The sequence below is a fragment of the Roseateles sp. P1_C6 genome (assembly GCF_056406315.1).
The window spans coordinates 223,482-240,360 of sequence record NZ_JBFUAK010000001.1 but is presented as its reverse complement, the minus strand read 5'-3'; the positions used below and the strand labels follow the sequence as shown (position 1 = coordinate 240,360).

Here is a 16,879-nt window from a genome sequence, read left to right as displayed (position 1 = left end):
GCCTCAGCCCTCAATCCTCCGCCTCAGCCACGCCCCCGGCGCGGTGTCATCGAACTGCGCAGCCCCGCCGCCCGGCCGCCGCAGCACGCCCAGCTCTCGCCACAGCGCATCCAGGTCGACGGGCATCGGCCGGTCCTTCATCTCGTTGTACAGGTCGCTCAGGCTGGCCTGGCCCACGGCGGCATCGGCCACGCCGAGGAACCTGGCGGTGCTCCAGTCCTCGCCGTAGTGGCCGCCCGCGGCGAGCACGCCTTGCAGCGCTTGTTGCAGCCCCAGTTGGCCGCTGCTGGCGCGGCGGATCCTGAGGTCGGCGAGCAGGCAGAAGATCGCGCCGCCCCAGTAGGTGCGGCCCCAGGTGGGCGTGCGGTCCAGGCCGCGGTCGCCAGGCTGGGGCAGGCCCTGGGGCATGCCGTGCGCGAGTTCGCCCCAGAGCTGCCCGGCCGAGGTGATGCCGGCTCGGGCGCGCGCCACTGTTTCGACGTAGGTGGCCAGGCCTTCGTGCAGCCAGTTCTGTGCGCGCGGCAGCCTCGGCACGGCGACGTGGACCATCTCGTGCACCAGCACCCAGTCGTCCAGAAACTCAGCCGCGCTGGTCTCGCGGCCGACGCGCGCACCCACGAAGAGGGCGGGGTCACGATCGGTCACGCCGCCTCTGACGCCATGGCCCGGCACGGCCGTCAGGCGCAGCTCGAATCGCGGTGCCGGCAGGCGGCCGAAATAGCGCACCAGCGCGTCGGCGCCGCGCGTGATCCAGGCCTGGATCTCCTTGCGCGTGGCGGCGGGGAAGTCGCCCGAGAGCACCAGCACGATCTCGCCGCCGCCCATGCGCAGCGGTGAGCCTGTTGCGTCGGCCGCCCCGCACGCGCCGGCGCCAGCCATGAGTGGCAGCAGGCCCAGGCGGCAGAGCTCCCGGCGGTTCATGGCAAGGCCGGCATCAATCCCTGAAGCTCGGCGTGCCTTTGCCGGCCATCATGGCCTTCGTCAGGTCTTCGCTCATCAGCATCGCGGCGTTCCACGTGGCGATGTAGTTGAGACCGTCGGCCACCGAGTGGTCGCGCGCGTAGTTCAGCTGCTCCTTGGTGCCACGGATGGACAGCGGCGACTTGGATGCGATCGTCGCGGCGATGTCACGCACGCCGGCCTGCAGCGCCTCGCGGCTGTCGAACACGCGGTTGACGAGGCCGATCTCGCGCGCCTCGGTGGCCTCCACGCGCCGGCCCGTGTAGGCCAGCTCGCGCACCAGGCCCTGGCCACCGATCAGCTTGGGCAGGCGCTGCAGCGTGCCGACGTCGGCCACCATGCCGATGTCGATCTCCTTGATGGAGAAGTAGGCGTCGGCGCTGCAGTAGCGCATGTCGGCGCTGCAGATCAGGTCGATGCCGCCGCCCACGCAGGCGCCGTGGATGGCCGCGAGCACGGGCTTGCGGCAGCGCTCCAGGCTGGTCAGCGTGTCCTGCATGTCGAGGATGACGCGGCGCAGGCTCTCACGCGTGCGGCCGTCGCAGGGGTCTTGGATCTGCGGGGCGATGCCCAACATCATCTGCAGGTCGATGCCTGCGGTGAAGTGCTTGCCTTCGCCCTCCAGCACGGCCACCCGCGCCTCGGGCTGCGCATCGATCCAGTCGAACGCGCGGCGGATGTCCTGCCACATCACCGCGTTCATCGCGTTGGCCTTGTCGGGGCGGTTCAGGCGGACGGTGGCGATGTGGTCCTGGATGGAGAGCGTGAGGGTTTCGAGTTGCATGGGGAGGCTTGGCCGCTGGATCGAAGTCTCCATGATGCCCCGCAAACCCACATGGGCGCTGTCGCCATCGAGCCAGCGCCGATACTTGCACCCATGATCCACGCCACCAAACGCATTGCCGGCGGTGCCGGCCTCGCCGCTGTGCTCCTCAAGCGCGCAGCCACGCTCGAACTCGACTGGGATACGCGCAGCAAGAGCCGGTTTTCCGCCGCCGACTCCACCGGCCGCGAGATCGGCGTGTTGCTGCCGCGCGGCACCACGCTGCGCGGCGGCGATGTGCTGATCGCCGAGGACGGCTCGATGGTGCGCGTCATCGCTGCCGCCCAACCCGTGCTGCAAGTGCGTCACTGCACCGAGCACGGCAGCCCCTTCGACCTGCTGCGCGCCGCCTACCACCTGGGCAACCGCCATGTGCCGCTGGAGCTGCAGCCCGACCTGCTGCAGTTCGAGCCCGACCCCGTGCTGGCCGACATGCTGCGCCGCCAGCATCTCATCGTGAACGAGGCGCAGGCCGCGTTCGAGCCGGAGGGTGGCGCCTACGGCGAGGGGGCAGGTCATGGCCATCACCATCACGGCGGGCATGACCACCACGACCATGGCCACGATCACGGCCATGCGCATGAGCATGCCGCCGCACCCGCGTCGGCGCGCAAGCCGCTGGCCATTCCCGTGAAGGCGCATGACGCTGGCCATGTGCATGGCCCGGACTGCAACCACGACCACTCGCATGACCACGGCGCCGCGCATGGCGAGGCTGGCCATGTGCATGGACCCGGCTGCGGCCACGATCACAAGCATTGATCGACGTGTTCGGTCCTTGAAGCGGCGGGGAATCCTCACCCCCACCGCAGGGCCGCTTCTCCCTGAAGGCACCTCGTTGCGCCGTTGGCATGCGCGCGCTTCGAAGCTGCAACCGGCGGTTGGCCTGCTAGGGAAAGAACCCCGGCACCATCTCGACCTCGTCGGTGAAGCATTACGCGGGTTTAGGGCTCTCGTGCCAGTTCGCGCGCCACTGGAGCACCGGCATCAACGCCAACTGGACGCGCGCCGACTTGCGCGAAACGGCCGGCGGCGCCAAGCAGACCGTCACCGTGCGTACGCCCGGCGCCTGCATCGCCTTCAACTTCTGATGGCAACGCTGCGGTCGAGGACCGGCGCCGCGCGGTGAGAATCGCCGCATGGCACTGGAACCCCCTCACTCCGCCGACGCCGCCTCCTCGCTGCTGCACCTGCTCTGGCTGGCCAGCCCCGCGCTGCCGGTCGGGGGCTTCAGCTATTCCGAGGGGCTGGAGGCTGCCGTCGATGCCGGCATCGTCCATGACGAGACCAGCGCCGGCGACTGGCTGCTGAACCAGCTGGAGCTTGTGCAGGCCCGCGCCGAGCTGCCGGTGGCTGCTGCCGCGCATGCCGCCACGCTCGCCCTGGACGGCGCGCGTCTGGCCGAACTCAATGCCTGGGTGCTGCAGACGCGCGAGACCAGCGAGAGCCTGCAGCAGGCCCAGCAGATGGGCCGCAGCCTGCTGGTGTGGATGCAAGGCCTGGTGCTCGATGCCCCGGTGCTGCCGTTGCTGCAAAAGCTCAAGCCTGCGCCGACCTGGCCCGTCGTCATGGGCGCCGTTGCGGCTTCGCGCGGCGCGGCGCTGGCCCCCGCGCTGCAGGCCATCGCCTTCGGCTGGGCCGAGAACCTGATGCAGGCCGCCGTGCGCTGCGTGCCGCTGGGCCAGACCTCGGGCCAGCGCCTGTTGGCACGCCTCGTGCAAGCCATTCCGCAAGCCGTGCAGACCGCGATGGCAGCGCCCGAGCCCATGGCCTTCGCGCCGCTGCTGGGCATCCACGGCGCCCGCCACGAAACGCAATATTCGAGACTGTTCCGCTCATGACCCATGCACCACTGCACGCCATCCCCAACCGCACGAAGAAGCTGCCGCCGCTGCGCGTGGGCGTCGGCGGCCCCGTCGGCTCGGGCAAGACGACGCTGGTCGAGATGCTCTGCAAGACCATGCGCGACCGCTGGGACCTGGTGGTCGTCACCAACGACATCTACACCAAGGAAGACCAGCGCCTGCTGACCGTGGCCGGCGCGCTGGCGCCCGAACGCATCATGGGTGTGGAGACCGGCGGCTGCCCGCACACGGCCATCCGCGAGGACTGCTCCATCAATCTCGAGGCGGTGGACCGCATGCTGGACAAGTTCCCGGACGCCGACATCGTCTTCGTCGAGAGCGGCGGCGACAACCTGGCGGCCACGTTCAGCCCGGAACTCTCCGACCTGACCATCTACGTCATCGACGTGGCCGCCGGCGAGAAGATCCCGCGCAAGGGCGGCCCCGGCATCACGAAGAGCGACCTCTTCGTCATCAACAAGACCGATCTCGCGCCGCACGTGGGCGCGGACCTTGGCGTGATGCGCAGCGACACCGCGCGCATGCGGCCGGTGAAGCCCTGGGTCATGACCAACCTCAAGACGCGCGACGGGCTGGCCGACGTCGTTGCCTTCATTGAGAAGAAGGGCCTGCTTGTCGTCTGACGCCATCCGCTGGCCGGCGCGCTTGACGCTGACGGCCGCCCGCGATGGCGCCAACGCGACCCGCGTGCATGCCCGCCACGACGGCCCGCTGCGGCTGCTGAAGACGCTGTACCCGGAGGGTGCCGGCATCGCGCACGCGGTGCTGGTGCATCCTCCCGGCGGTCTGGTGGGCGGTGACCGGCTGGACGTCACGCTGGAGGTACAGGCCGGCGCCCACCTGCTGGTGACGACGCCGGCCGCGACGCGCTTCTACCGCTCCAACGCCGGCGAGGCCGCGCAGGTCGTGCAGGCCACCGTGGCCCAGGGCGGGCGGTTGGAGTGGCTGCCGCAGGAGACGCTGGCCTATCCCGCCTGCATCGCGCGCAACGAGGTGAAGCTCAGCCTCGCGCCCGGCGCCAGCCTGTTCGCCACCGAGGTGCTGGGGCTGGGCCTGCCCGCGGCCGGCCAGGCGTTCGACACCGGCCGGCTGCTGCAGCACCTGGAGATCACTGGCCAATGGCTGGACCGTGGCTGGCTGGATGCCGCCGACAAGGCGCTGCTTGACGGCCCCTGCGGCCTGGCGGGCCAGCGCGTGCTGGGCACACTGGTCTATGCGCAGACCGGCGCGCTGGCCGACGCCGAGGCGCTGCTGACCGACAGTCGCGCGCTGCTCGTCGACGTGCCGCGCTCGGGCATCACGCATCTGGCCGGCCCACGCGGTGCGCTGCTGCTGGCCCGCGTTATTGGCGACGAAGTCGAGGATGTCACGCTGGCGCTGCGGCGGGTGAGGGCGCTGTGGCGCGAGCGGTTGTGGGCGCTGCCCAGCAGCGACCCGCGCATCTGGGCGACCTGAGCATCAAGCGACGCGCGCCGACGTGGGCGCTGCACAGCGTCCTACAAACGGCCGGTGGCGCAGGCGATGTACTCCAGCCAGGGTGGCAGGGACCGCCCGTAACCCAAAAATCTCTGGAGGTTTGTATGAACGGCTTGCGTGCAATTGCATTGGCTCTGATCGTCGGCGGCGTGCTTGCGCTCGCATACGGCGGGTTCTCGTACACGAAGGAAGAGACCGCGGCCAAGATCGGCCCGCTGGAGCTGAATGTCAAGGAGCGCAAGTCCGTCAACATCCCCGTCTGGCTGGGCGTCGCCGGCATCATCGGTGGCGTGCTCGTGCTGGTGGGGGCAGGCAAGCGCTGAGCGCTGTCTATGCCCGCCGGCGCATGTCGGCGCAGGCCTGCGCGATCAGCGCTTGCAGCGCCGCTTCGTCCACCGGCTCGCCGGGCCTGAGCTTCACATGGCGCATGGCCTTGCCCGTGCCTTGCAGCAAGCCGGCCGGGTCGGCCAGCGCCGCGCCCTAGAAGAAGCCGACGTTGACGTGGGACGTGAAGGCGTTCACGTAGCCGAACGCGGCGTCGCCCACGCAGGCGGTGGGGTGGCCGTCGTGCAGCAGCTCGCGCACGTCATCGCCGCAGCCGCGCATGACACCGAACCAGCGCTGCGCGATGTCGCCCAGAGGGCCCGCATGGGCCTGCAGCCAGGCCTGGATGGCGGCGTCGCGCGGGACCGCGGTGGGGAAACGCATCAGCTTTTCCATGGCCGCGAATCATCGCCGAGGCCCCTGCCCGCGTGCGGGCAGGGGAGGCCGCGTCAGTCGCCCTCGCTGCCGGGGATCTGCTGGCGCAGCTTGACCTTGGTCGCGGACTTCTTGCGCATCTTGATGTTCATCATCTCGACGCCCAGCGAGAAGGCCATCGCGAAGTAGATGTAGCCCTTGGGCACGTGGTGGCCGAAGCCTTCGGCCACCAGCACCACGCCGACGACGACGAGGAAGCTCAGCGCCAGCATCTTGATGGTCGGGTGGTCGGACACGAAGCGGCCGATGGGCCCGGCGAACAGCATCATCAGGCCGACCGAGCAGACCACGGCGGCGATCATGACCCGGACGTCGTCGACCATGCCGACGGCGGTGATGATGGAGTCCAGCGAGAAGACCAGGTCAATGACCATGATCTGCAGGATGACCGAGGTGAACGCGGCCTTGGCCGCACCGCCGGCGCCGTGGCTCTCGTCTTCGCCTTCCAGCGAACCGTGGATTTCGCCGGTGCTCTTCCAGATCAGGAACAGACCGCCGCCGATGAGGATGAGGTCCCGGCCCGAGATGGGTTTGTCGAACACGGGCAGCGTGAACAAGGGCTCCACCATGCCGACGATCCAGGCCAGCATCATCAGCAGGCCGATGCGCATGAACATGGCCATGAACAGGCCCAGTCGGCGCGCCTTCTCCTGCTGCGCCTTGGGCAGCTTGTCCACCAGGATGCTGATGAAGATGATGTTGTCTATGCCCAGCACCAGCTCCAGCGCGGTCAGCGTCGCGAGGGCGATCCAGGTCTGCGGGTCGGAGAGCAGTTCGAGCATGGCGGGCGATCCGTGGTGAGCCGGGCATTGTCGCGAGCCACCGGCGCACCGTCGACAGCCCCAGGCTGATCGTCGCTTCGGTTTTCCTGTGGGTATCCCGCGGTGACGCTGTCCCTTCGGCGACTGTCGCATCCCCGCACGCTCACGGATGGCGGCACCCCGCGATTTGGCCTACAACGGGGCCATGCCGCCTTCCGCTGCCGTCCATGCCGAACACGCCCTGCAGGGCGCCGAGGTTCAGGCCGCGCTGAGCAACTCCCGCCTCGTCTCCATCTGCGAGACCAGCAACCCCGACGAAGCCCAGGCCGTGCTCTGCGGCGTCTACGGGCCGCATGCACTGCGCGTGAGCGAGCAGGGCCTGGCGCTGAAGCTGCGCAGCGCCGAGTTCGCGCACCTGCACCTGGGCGAGGTGCGCTACGGCGCGGCGGCGCGCATGGCCATGCCGCGTGCCCATGGCCACTGGGTGTTCTCCTATCTGCGCCAGGGCGAGGTGTGGCGCAGCGGCGACCACGCGCTCTACAGCGCCGGCGATGCCGGCGTCATCGCGCCCGACGAGGTGCAAGGCCTGGAGATGTCGGGCGACATGGAGTTGCTGAACCTGCGCGTGGCCGAAGCCGACATGGGCAGCGCCTGCCGCTCGCTGCTGGGCTCTGACCTGGCCCACTCGCTGCGTTTCGACGACCACTGCGGCGCGGGCGGTGCGCCGGTGGCCGCGCTGCTGCGCGTGCTGGGCTACCTGGCCGCCACGCCGGCCTATCCGCATGCGGCGGCGCAGCGCCTGGAGGCCAGCCTGCGCGACGCGGCCTTGTTCGAGCTGCTGCTGGCCTGGCCCAACAGCTACACGCGCAGCCTTGGCGCGCCGGTGGCGATGCCGCCGTCGACGCGGCGGGCGCGCGACTACATCCACGCCCATGCGGCCGACGTGCCCTCGGTGGCCGACATCGCGCACGCCGCCGGCGTGGGCGTGCGGGCGCTGGCGCGCGGCTTCGAGCGCCACTTCGGCGTGTCGCCGCAGCGCTATCTGCAGCAGTACCGGCTCGACCGCGCGCGTGAGCAGCTGCGCAGTGCCGCCACAGGCACCACGGTGACCTCGGTCGCCGCGCAGTGGGGCTTCTGGCAGCTCGGCAGCTTCGCGGCGCGCTACCGGGAGCGCTTCGGCGAGTCGCCCAGCCAGACCTTGAAGACCTGAGAAGTTCCGATTCGGCACATCGCGCTGCCGATGCGCCATAGCCGGCCCGCCGCTGGCTCGCGAGCATGTCTCCACGCCGCCACCCAGACGCGGTGACCCGGAGACAGCCCATGAAACTCAAGCCCACCGCGCTGGCCGCCGCGCTCGCGCTCGCGCCTGCATTGGCCCAGGCCCAGGCCACGGAGACCGCGCAGATCGAGCGCGTCGTCATCACCGCCGAGCGCCGCGTGACGGTGCTGGACACGACGCCCGCCGCCATCACCGCGCTGAACGGCGCGCGGCTGGCCGAGCGTGGCGACACGGGCCTGGCCGACCTGGTCATGCTCAGCCCCAACACCTCGTTCACGAACGGCCAGGGTGCCACGCAGCTGTTCGTGCGCGGCATCGGCAATGTCTTCATCCTGGCCGGCGGTGACCCCGGCGTGGCGCTGTACGCCGACGGCGCCTACGTCTCCGACCAGACCAGCTCCAACACGGCGCTGTTCGATACCCAGCGCGTCGAGATCCTGCGCGGGCCGCAGGGCGCGCTGTACGGCCGCAACGCCACCGGCGGCGCGGTCAACATCATCTCGGCGCTGCCGACGCCCAGCTTCCAGGCGCGCGTGGGCTTGCTGCTGGGCAGCGACAACCGGCGCGAGAGCGAGGGCTTCATCTCCGGCCCGCTGGGCGCCGATGGCGGCGTGCAGGGGCGGCTGTCCTACCAGGTCAAGGCAGCCGACGGCTACACGCGCAACCCGCTGCCCGAAGGCCCGCGGCGCCTGGATGACCAGTCCAGCCGCGCGCTGCGCGCCCAGCTGCAGACGGCGCTGGGCGGCAACGGCACGCTGCGCTTCGTTGCCGGTCACTACCGCGAACGCGACGCCGGCATGAGCGTGCCGGTGCTGGCCGACCCGGTCTCCATCCCCCAGCTGCTGTACGGTGCCACGCAAAGCAGCGACCCGCGCGTCGTCAAGAGCCAGGGGTCCAGCAACCGCGTCGAGGTCAACACGGCACAGGCGTTGCTGGAGATGCCCTTGGGCCCGAACACGCTGAGCGCGTCCCTCAGCTGGCGGCGCAGCAGGGTCGACCGGCTGTGGGACAGCGACGCGACCGGGGCGCCGGTCGCGACATCGGGCTTCTCGACCGGCAGCACCGACAAGAGCCTGGACGTGCACCTGGCCTCCGACGAGGCCGGCGCGCTGCAGTGGCTGCTGGGCGTCACCGCGCTGGACTTCGACCAGCGCCAGGACATCGCCATCAGCGCCCAGGTGCCGCTGGGTTTCATCGTGCCGGGCCAGCCGGTGACCGTGCCCTTCCCGGGCGGCGTCGGCTTCCTGCTGGGCGGCGTGGTGCACACGCGCTCCAGCGCCGCGTATGCCGACCTGCGCTATGCGCTGAACCCGCAGTGGTCGCTGCTGGCTGGCCTGCGCGTCAACCACGACAGCAAGCGCGCCGACGAGTACCAGAACATCGCCGCCTTCGGCCTGGCCGGCACCAGCAGCCCCAGCGATGGCTGGACCAGCACGCCCGGCAGCTTGGGCGTCGAGTACAAGCCCGCCGCCGGCACGCTGGCCTATGCGCGGCTCTCGCACGGCTTCAAGTCCGGCGCGGTCAACCTCGGCGCGCTACAGCCCACGCTCGTCAAGCCGGAGAAGGTCAGCAGCGTCGAGCTGGGCGTGAAGACCGAGTTCCTGGCGCGCCGCGGCGTGCTCAGCGCCGCCGTCTTCAGCAGCCGCTACAAGGACATGCAGGTGTCCCAGGTCGGCCAGGCGACGACGCTGCTCGCCAACGCGTCGGCCGCGCGCATCACCGGCCTGGAGATCGAGGCCGCGCTGCGCCCGCTGCCGGCGCTGACGCTGTCCGCCGGCCTGGGCCTGATGGACCCCAAGTACACGGACTTCACAAACGTCGACCTGCGCAACGCGCCGACGGTGGCGGTCAATGTCCGCGGCCGCCAGCTGGCACAGGCGTCCAAGCAGCAAGTCACCCTCGGCGCCGAATGGGCCGGCCGCGTGGCCGACCTGCGCGCCACGCTGCGAGCCGACTACAACTGGCGCGGCCGCTGCTACTTCACCGAGTTCAACACGCCGGATGCGATGCAGGGCGCCTACGGCCTCGTGAACCTGAGCGCCACGCTGCGACCCGCCGAGGGCCGCTGGAAGCTCTGGGCCCATGTCCGCAACGTCGGCGACAGGGCGGCCTTCACCAGCATGAGCATCGCCTCGCCCGTGCTCGGCGCCGCCCGCCAGGTCACCTACACGCCGCCGCGGCAGTTCGCCGTCGGTGCGAGCCACGACTTCTGAACCGCAGGAGAACCCCATGAAGCATGTGCAGGGCATCCACCAGCCCGGCTGGGAGCCGCTCGTCCAGGCCTTTGACGCGCTGTTCGTCAGCGGCAACGACCTCGGCGCGTCGCTGGCGTTGACCGTCGAGGGCGAGTGCGTCGTCGACGTCTGGGGCGGCCACCGCGACGAGGCGCGCACCCAACCCTGGGAGCGCGACACGCTGACCCATGTCTGGTCGACGACGAAGACGATGACCTCGCTGTGCGCGCTGCTGTTGGCCGACCGCGGCGAGCTGGAGCTCGACGCGCCCGTCTCGCGCTACTGGCCCGAGTTCGCGGCCAACGGCAAGGGCGAGATCCTGGTACGCCACCTGCTGGGCCACACGTCCGGCGTCAGCGGCTGGGAGCAGCCGATGGCGATGGGTGACCTGTGCGACTGGGAGCGCAGCACCGCGCTGCTGGCCGCTCAGTCGCCCTGGTGGGCACCGGGCAGCGCCTCGGGGTATCACGCGCTGAACTACGGCCACCTGGTCGGCGAGGTGATCCGGCGCATCACGGGGCTGAAGACGGGCGCCTTCCTCGCCGAGGAGCTGGCTGGCCCGTTGGGCGCCGACTTCCACATCGGCCTGCCGGGCGAGGCGCGCGCGCGCGTCGCCCGTGTGGTGCCGCCGCCGCCGGCACCGGTCGACTTCTCCGCCATCCCGCCCGACAGCCCCATGCTGCGCACGCTGGCCAACCCCGCGCCCGACGCGACCTACAGCCACCGCGACGACTGGTGCCGGGCCGACATCGGCGCCGCCAACGGCCACGGCAATGCGCGCTCGGTGGCGCGGCTGCAGTCCATCATTGCCTGCGAAGGGCAGCTGGCCGGCCGGCGCTGGCTGTGGCCCGACACGGTGGCGCGCATCTTTGATGTGCAGGCGCGCGGCATCGACCTCGTGCTGGGCGTGCCGCTGTGCATGGGCCTGGGCTATGGCCTGCCGGAGCCGGCCACGCTGCCCTTCATCCCCGAACAGCGCATCTGCTTCTGGGGCGGCTGGGGTGGCTCGCTGGTGCTGGTGGACGTGCAGCGGCGCCTGTGCCTGGCCTACATGATGAATCGCATGGCGCCCGGCGTCGTCGGCGGGCCGAATGCGGCGGTGCTGGTGCAGGCCTTGTACGTCTGCTGCCGCTAGCACGGGCCTTTCATTTCAGCGCCGCAACCGCGTCGACGATGTCCACACCCTGCATCTGGCCCAGCCAGTGGTCGAACCAGGGCTTGTGCGAAGCGCCCACGATGCTCAGCACGCGAACACCGGGGCGTTCGCGAAAGGTCTCGCGGATGTTGGCCACCATGCGCAGGTTGCGGATCTCCCAGCCCGCCACCCACATCTGCGGATAGCCGTCCTTGGACTTGGCACGCAGCGTCGTCTTGACGTTCACGTCCGCCATGACCTGCTGGTAGCCGGGGGCGTTCACCTGGCGGTACAGCGGCAGCAGGTCGGCAGCCTGCTTGAGCACGGCCGTCTGCTTCTCGATCTCGTCCAGCCCGGCGCGCCCGGCGTTCCAGGCGGCCTGCACTTCGCGGCCGAAGGCTTCTTCGTCCTTGACCCTGACGTTGTCGCCGGTGTGGTTGTCGGTGGCGTAGACGCGTGGCAGGCCCAGCTGTGCGGCCAGGCGCGAGGCAATCATGTAGTTCTCGTTGCGGCGCGTGGCGATCGTCGTCAGCAACCCCACCAGTGCCGTGTCCAGGCCGTCGCCGGCCTTGCGTTCGGCCTCGGGCAGCTGCAACCACTGGGCGTAGGCCGAAGCGCGGTCGTTGGCCGCCAGCAGGCGCGAGGCGACGTGCCTGCGCTGCGCGGCCGTGGGCGCTGCCGGCCAGTCCGCCAGCAGCTTCTCGGCTTCGGCGATGGCGGCTGGTACGTCCAGCCCCGTGGACTTGCGGGCCACGTCGGTGCTGGGGCAGTAGTCGGTGCCGTAGCGCGTCGGATGACGCACGGCGAGATCGCATTCCTCGCCCGTCATCGACTCGATGGTGATGAGATCGGGCTTGAAGGCGGCCAGCTTGTCCATCACGCCCTGCAGTCGGGCGGGGTCGAAGCCTTCCGGCAGTTCGCTCAGATGCACCGTGCCCAGCACCAGGACCTGCGCCCGCGGCCCCGTCATGCCGCGATCCAGCTTCAGGTCGACCTGGGCCTGGACGGCCAGCGGCAGCACCAGGGCAAGGCCCCACATCCATGTTCCCGGTTTGTTCATTCGACGAGCTCCCTGCTTGGTGGCGAAAGAAAACCCGCCAGCGGCGGGTTGGGTGACTGACGGCAGCGTGGGGCTCAGACGATCCAGATCGGCGTCTGGGCGGCGGCCACCGTGGTGACGTCGCGGCGGCCTTCGATGACGACGCGCGGCAGTTGGGCCACGACCGCCGTTTCGACACGCTTGCCAACGATGACCACGCGCTCCAGCTTCACCACCTCGGTGGCCGGAGTCGCCGCGCGGTTGGCCAGGCCCACACCGGTCGCGGCTGCGGCGGCGACGGAAGCGATGGCGATGATGAAGGTCTTGGCGGCGGTGTTCATGGCGGGCTCCGGTGGGTGGTTCGCTGTGTCAGTGATTGCAGTTTCGTCACGGCCCCCAGGCGCTGCGAGCGCCAGGCGATGAATTGCCGGCGCGGCCGGATGAACTGCAATTCCGCGGGACGAACCGGGAGCGCAGAACCGGCGTTAGCGCCGGGCGCTCGACGGCGTGCCCGGCCAGCCCACCGCGGCCCAGGCGCGGCGCAGTTGCAGCTCGGAGCTGAAGCCGGCGGCCTCGCTGGCCGCGGCGACGCTGGCGCCGGCCTCCAGCGAGCGCCGCGCCACCGCCAGACGCACGCCGCGCAGCCAAGCCTGCGGGCTGGTGCCGGCGTACTGGGCGAACAGGCGGCTCAGCGTGCGCGTCGTCGTCGCGGTCAGCTCGGCCATGCGCTCCAGTGGCCAGTCCTGCTGCGGCGCGAGGCTGACGGCGTCCTGCAGCCGGTGCAGGCGCGCGTTCAGGTGCTGGCGGTGAGCCAGCAGCGGCGACAGCTCCGGGTCGGCCGGGCCACGGCGCAGCGCCACGGCCATCTGCTCAGCCACGCGTGCCGCCACCAGCTCGCCGGCATGCGCGGCGATCAGGTGCAGCGCCAGGTCGATGCCGGCCGTGACGCCGGCGCTGGTGAACACCTCGCCGTCCTGCACGAAGACGCGGTCCTGCAGCACGGTGCAGCGCGGCGCGAGGTGGGCGAGGTCGTCCAGGTGCTGGTGGTGGGTCGTCGCGCGGCGGTCGTCCAGCAGGCCGGCGCGCGCGGCCAGCAGCGCGCCGGAGCAGACGGTCACCAGGCGCAGGCCGGCTCGACCCGGCGCGAGGCGGGCAAGCCAGGCGAGCAGCTCCCGTTGCTCGTTCCTGGACCTCGCCTCGGCGGCCGACGTGCGCCCGACGAGGACGACCCAGCTGCCGTCGGGCAGGGCGTCCGGCAGCGGCTCCAAAGCCTGCAGCCGCACGCCGACGGAGCCGGCGGCTTCGGGCTGCGCGCTGGCGAAGCGCAGCGCGAACGGCGTCACGGCCAACCGCAGCGCGGCGATCTCCAGGCTGGCCAGCCGCAGCGCCTCGGCCGGGCCGGCCCAGTCGAGCACCAGGCTGTCGTCCTGCAGGACGAAGACGACGTGTTTGGGTTCAGGCAAGCGCGGCTTCCTTGGTGGTGACGGCCGCGAGTGCCGCCTCGGCATCCATCACGCGCGCAAAGCGGCCTTCCAGCACGGCGGCCGTGCGGGCGCGCAGCTGGGCGGGGGTGAGCGGGCTGCCGTCGGGGTGTTGCATCGTGAACGTGAGTGTCGCCTCGGGCACGTAGATGACGTCCCAGCCCAGGTCCGACGCATGGCGCGTGGTCGTCTCGCAGCACTGCTCGGTGCGGATGCCGCTGATGACCAGCGTGCGGATGCCGTGCTGGGTCAGCCAGACATCCAGGCCGCTGCCCACCAGCGCGCTGTGGCGATGCTTGTGGACGGTCAGGTCGGCCTTGAACTCGCGCAGGCCGTCCAGCGGACGCACGTGGCCGCTCTCCAGGCTGAAGACGTCGGCGCCGGTCGCGTCGGGCTGCACGTGGAAGACACGCACGATGGGCAGGCCCGCTGCCTCGAAGCCCTCGATGAGCCGGTTTTGCGCGGCGAGGTAGGCGGGCAGGCCTTCAGTCTCGAAGTAGGGGCGCTGGGCGAAGGACTGTTGGACGTCGATGACGATCAGGGCGGTGGTCATGGCGGTGGCCTCGTGCTGGTGAAGAAGGCCTTCAGTGTCCCGTCACCGTGCAGCGGTCGCCACGCGCTGGCGGACGGAGATCGATCAGTTCAGGACAGGCCCAGCGCCTGCAGCAGTTCGGCCGGCGAATAGGGCCGGCGACGCTTGGGCCAGGCCTCGACCAGGCCTTGCATGCGTGCATTCAGCGGCGCCGTGCGGCGCAAGCCTTGCGCCAGCCGCACGACTTCGCCGCATAGCGCGTCGATCTCGGTGGTGCGGCCGTGCGCCAGGTCGTCGGCCATGCTGGAGCGGGCCTGCGCGTCGATGCGCAGCATGCGCGCCGCGGCCAGGCGGAAGACGAAGGTCGGCATGCGCAGCAGCGCCAGCAGCCGTCGCGGCGGCAGCGGCGTGAGCTGGGCCACGGGGCGGTGCGCGGTGTCCAGCAGGTCCAGCGCTTCCTGCTGCAGCGCCGCCAGCACGCGCCGGTAGCCACGCTGCAGCAGTTCCTCGCGCAGCGGCCGGCCGGACAGCGCGTTGACCGGGTTGTTCAGGTTCAGCAGCAGCTTGCCCCATTGCACCGGGGCGAGGTCGGCGTGCAGCTTGAGCGGCATGCCCATGCGGGCCAGTGCCGTCTGCCAGGCGGCCAGCGCGGTGTCCTCGGCCGAGGCCTCGGCGGCCAGCGCGCCGCCGGTGCCGCGGTGGTAGTGGCCGGGCGCGAGTTCGGCGATGTTGAACGGCACCATGCCCGCATGCCAGTGCAGCTGCGGCACGGTGGCACGGGCCAGGTGAGCGTTGGCGATGCCGTTCTGCAGGCTGACGACAGGCGTGCCCTGCGGCAGCGTCAGGCCCAGCGCCGTGGCGGCCTCGGCGGTGGCGCCGGACTTCACGCACAGCAGCACCAGGTCAGGCTTGAGGCCGGCCGGCGGCTCGGCGTGCAGGCGCAGGTCCAACGGCGGGATGGTGCGGTCCAGGCCGTCCTGGTCGGTGAGATGCAGGCCGTGCTTGCGCAGCGCGGCCAGCACGCGCGGACGGCCGACGAAGTGGACCGGCACGCCGGCGAGCTGGGTCAGGCCGCCGACAAAGCAGCCGACGGAGCCGGCGCCCATCACGAGAACGCCGGTCATCGCTGCAGCCGTTCTATTGCAGGCGTCGTGCGTGTTGCGGGCTGAGCGCCGGGCCGCTCCCAAGCCAGCCCGCGCTGGCGATGTGCGAGCGGCTTGATGCCGCGAGCATCGCCGTCCCCTCGGGGGACTGGCCAAGGTACTCCTTGGACGAGGGGCTCCACCGCCTAGACAGGGTGGGCGAGATCGCGCAGGTGCGTCGGGCCGACGCGGCGTTCGATCTCGGCCAGCAGCGGGCGGCCCCAGCCGACCATGAACATGGCCTCGCCGACGACGAACATCGGGCCCACCAGCAGGCCCACGAGGTCGTCCACGAAAGCGGGCTTCTTGCCCTCGTAATAGTGGCCGATGAACTGGAACACCCAGCCGACGACGAAGCTGCCGACACCGATGACCAGCCAGCTGGTCATGGAGCCCTGGGCCGCCGTCATCGCCAGCGCGGTCAGCACGCCGTTGACGACGGTGGTGGCCACGCCCAGCACCAGGTTGCCGCGTGTCAGGTACCACAGCGCCGACAGCGCCCAGGCGACGATGGCGGCGTTCATGGGCGTGTCGCCGAGGGTGAACTCGGCGCGGGCGAGCAGCGTGCTGATCGCGAACACGATCATCGGGATGCCGATGAAGTGAGTCGCGATGTTGCGGCGGTCGCGGTGGTAGGCGGCGTACTGCGCCATCAGGTCAAGAGCGGGGCGGAACAGGCTGGCCATGGTTCAGGCTCCGGTGAGGAGATGGTGGCTATGCTAGTCCAGCTCGGTACAAGAACGTCGCGCTATGGTGCGCAAAACCCCCGCGGAATCCCCAGTTGAGCACGCAAACGACAAGTCGCCGACAGCTGCTGATCGCTCTGGCCGCCCTGGCCGGCTGCGCCAGCGCTCCTTTGCAGGCGCCGTCACCCGTGGCTGGCGACAACGAGTTGCGGGTGCTGGTCTACCGCGGCGGCACGGCTGCGCGCCTGGGTCACAACCATGTGCTGCGCGCGGGTGATCTGCGCGTGGACTGGCCGGCCGCCGGCCCGGTGCTGGGCTTTCGGCTGGACGCGCTGGTGATCGACCCACCGGCCTTGAGGGCCCAACTGGGCGAAGCCTTCGCCAGCGCCGTCGACGACGAGGCCCGCGCCGGCACGCGTGCCAACCTGCTGAAGGCGCTGGACGCAGGCGCCCACCCCGAGGTCGTCGTGCGTGCGCTGCGCCAGGTGGGCGAAGGCGGGCAGCGTGCCGTCGAGGCGGAGATCACGCTGCACGGCGTCACGCGCCGCCAATGGTTCACCGCTGACGTGGACGGCCGGCGGGCGCGCGGCCAGCTGGTGCTGCGGCAGAGCGACTTCGGCATCCAGCCCTTCACGGTGCTGGGCGGGCTGCTGGCGGTGCAGGACGCGCTGATCGTGCAGTTCGAGCTGACGGCGCCTCGGTAGCTC

At 70.8% G+C, this 16,879-nt stretch carries 21 protein-coding genes; 10 read left to right on the top strand and 11 right to left on the bottom strand.

Annotated features, from left to right (window positions below; all coding sequences use genetic code 11):
* Window positions 1-3: 3 nt before the first annotated feature.
* Together AC1D29_RS00840 and AC1D29_RS00835 are read right to left on the bottom strand one after the other, a co-directional pair.
* A complete protein-coding gene (locus AC1D29_RS00840; RefSeq protein WP_477893805.1) occupies window positions 4-921 on the bottom strand; it encodes a hypothetical protein in 918 nt (305 codons plus the stop codon).
* A 13-nt stretch (window positions 922-934) separates the two neighbouring features.
* Window positions 935-1,744, bottom strand: a complete 810-nt coding sequence (locus tag AC1D29_RS00835) for a crotonase/enoyl-CoA hydratase family protein (protein ID WP_477893803.1) — start codon at window positions 1,742-1,744, stop codon at window positions 935-937.
* A gap of 93 nt (window positions 1,745-1,837) precedes the next feature.
* On the opposite strand from AC1D29_RS00835, the gene ureE reads away from it, so the two are divergent.
* From ureE to AC1D29_RS00805, 6 genes are all read left to right on the top strand, one after another.
* Window positions 1,838-2,545, top strand: coding sequence for an urease accessory protein UreE (ureE, locus tag AC1D29_RS00830; RefSeq protein ID WP_477893801.1), 708 nt, complete (start codon window positions 1,838-1,840; stop codon window positions 2,543-2,545).
* A gap of 164 nt (window positions 2,546-2,709) precedes the next feature.
* The gene (locus AC1D29_RS00825) at window positions 2,710-2,874 is read left to right on the top strand and encodes a hypothetical protein (RefSeq protein WP_477893799.1); all 165 of its coding nucleotides are present in this window, start codon (window positions 2,710-2,712) and stop codon (window positions 2,872-2,874) included.
* A 48-nt stretch (window positions 2,875-2,922) separates the two neighbouring features.
* Window positions 2,923-3,624, top strand: a complete 702-nt coding sequence (locus AC1D29_RS00820) for an urease accessory protein UreF (RefSeq protein ID WP_477893797.1) — start codon at window positions 2,923-2,925, stop codon at window positions 3,622-3,624.
* The gene (gene ureG, locus AC1D29_RS00815) at window positions 3,621-4,271 is read left to right on the top strand and encodes an urease accessory protein UreG (protein ID WP_477893795.1); all 651 of its coding nucleotides are present in this window, start codon (window positions 3,621-3,623) and stop codon (window positions 4,269-4,271) included. Before AC1D29_RS00820 ends, ureG begins: the two co-directional genes overlap by 4 nt.
* The gene (locus AC1D29_RS00810) at window positions 4,261-5,103 is read left to right on the top strand and encodes an urease accessory protein UreD (RefSeq protein ID WP_477893793.1); all 843 of its coding nucleotides are present in this window, start codon (window positions 4,261-4,263) and stop codon (window positions 5,101-5,103) included. The genes ureG and AC1D29_RS00810 overlap by 11 nt, the downstream gene beginning before the upstream one ends.
* A 125-nt stretch (window positions 5,104-5,228) precedes the next feature.
* Window positions 5,229-5,447 carry a hypothetical protein gene (locus AC1D29_RS00805; RefSeq protein WP_477893791.1) on the top strand — a complete coding sequence of 73 codons (219 nt, stop codon included), beginning with the start codon at window positions 5,229-5,231 and terminating at the stop codon, window positions 5,445-5,447.
* A 7-nt stretch (window positions 5,448-5,454) separates the two neighbouring features.
* Here AC1D29_RS00805 and AC1D29_RS00800 read toward each other — a convergent pair whose 3' ends face one another.
* The 3 genes from AC1D29_RS00800 to AC1D29_RS00790 form a co-directional block, all read right to left on the bottom strand.
* A complete protein-coding gene (locus AC1D29_RS00800) occupies window positions 5,455-5,595 on the bottom strand; it encodes a hypothetical protein (protein WP_477894403.1) in 141 nt (46 codons plus the stop codon).
* Window positions 5,596-5,604: 9 nt separating this feature from the next.
* Complete coding sequence (locus AC1D29_RS00795) at window positions 5,605-5,832, bottom strand: hypothetical protein (protein WP_477893789.1); 228 nt, start codon at window positions 5,830-5,832, stop codon at window positions 5,605-5,607.
* A 65-nt stretch (window positions 5,833-5,897) separates the two neighbouring features.
* Window positions 5,898-6,665, bottom strand: a complete 768-nt coding sequence (locus AC1D29_RS00790) for a TerC family protein (protein WP_477893787.1) — start codon at window positions 6,663-6,665, stop codon at window positions 5,898-5,900.
* Between the two features lie 184 nt (window positions 6,666-6,849).
* On the opposite strand from AC1D29_RS00790, the gene AC1D29_RS00785 reads away from it, so the two are divergent.
* The 3 genes from AC1D29_RS00785 to AC1D29_RS00775 all read left to right on the top strand — a co-directional run bounded on the left by AC1D29_RS00785 (window position 6,850) and on the right by AC1D29_RS00775 (window position 11,292).
* The gene (locus tag AC1D29_RS00785; protein ID WP_477893785.1) at window positions 6,850-7,854 is read left to right on the top strand and encodes an AraC family transcriptional regulator; all 1,005 of its coding nucleotides are present in this window, start codon (window positions 6,850-6,852) and stop codon (window positions 7,852-7,854) included.
* A gap of 110 nt (window positions 7,855-7,964) precedes the next feature.
* Window positions 7,965-10,136, top strand: a complete 2,172-nt coding sequence (locus AC1D29_RS00780) for a TonB-dependent receptor (protein WP_477893783.1) — start codon at window positions 7,965-7,967, stop codon at window positions 10,134-10,136.
* 16 nt (window positions 10,137-10,152) lie between these two features.
* Complete coding sequence (locus AC1D29_RS00775) at window positions 10,153-11,292, top strand: serine hydrolase domain-containing protein (RefSeq protein ID WP_477893781.1); 1,140 nt, start codon at window positions 10,153-10,155, stop codon at window positions 11,290-11,292.
* A gap of 10 nt (window positions 11,293-11,302) precedes the next feature.
* On the opposite strand, the gene AC1D29_RS00770 is transcribed toward AC1D29_RS00775, so the two are convergent.
* The 6 genes from AC1D29_RS00770 to AC1D29_RS00745 form a co-directional block, all read right to left on the bottom strand.
* Entirely contained in the window at window positions 11,303-12,331 is a 1,029-nt protein-coding gene (locus AC1D29_RS00770; protein ID WP_477893779.1) for a DUF5694 domain-containing protein, read from the bottom strand.
* Between the two features lie 95 nt (window positions 12,332-12,426).
* Entirely contained in the window at window positions 12,427-12,672 is a 246-nt protein-coding gene (locus AC1D29_RS00765; RefSeq protein ID WP_477893777.1) for a hypothetical protein, read from the bottom strand.
* Window positions 12,673-12,816: 144 nt separating this feature from the next.
* On the bottom strand, window positions 12,817-13,794 hold the full coding sequence (locus AC1D29_RS00760; protein ID WP_477893775.1) for a GlxA family transcriptional regulator: 978 nt from the start codon (window positions 13,792-13,794) through the stop codon (window positions 12,817-12,819).
* Window positions 13,787-14,365: a cysteine hydrolase family protein gene (locus AC1D29_RS00755; protein ID WP_477893773.1), complete on the bottom strand. Its 579-nt coding sequence runs from the start codon at window positions 14,363-14,365 to the stop codon at window positions 13,787-13,789. Before AC1D29_RS00755 ends, AC1D29_RS00760 begins: the two co-directional genes overlap by 8 nt.
* An 89-nt stretch (window positions 14,366-14,454) precedes the next feature.
* Window positions 14,455-15,468, bottom strand: a complete 1,014-nt coding sequence (locus AC1D29_RS00750) for a 2-dehydropantoate 2-reductase (RefSeq protein ID WP_477893771.1) — start codon at window positions 15,466-15,468, stop codon at window positions 14,455-14,457.
* A 164-nt stretch (window positions 15,469-15,632) separates the two neighbouring features.
* Window positions 15,633-16,172 (bottom strand): Mpo1 family 2-hydroxy fatty acid dioxygenase, encoded by a 540-nt coding sequence (locus AC1D29_RS00745; protein ID WP_477893769.1) that lies wholly within the window; start codon window positions 16,170-16,172, stop codon window positions 15,633-15,635.
* Window positions 16,173-16,267: 95 nt separating this feature from the next.
* Here AC1D29_RS00745 and AC1D29_RS00740 point away from each other — a divergent pair, with 95 nt between their 5' ends.
* Window positions 16,268-16,876, top strand: a complete 609-nt coding sequence (locus AC1D29_RS00740) for a YceI family protein (protein ID WP_477893767.1) — start codon at window positions 16,268-16,270, stop codon at window positions 16,874-16,876.
* The last annotated feature ends 3 nt before the right edge of the window (window positions 16,877-16,879 follow it).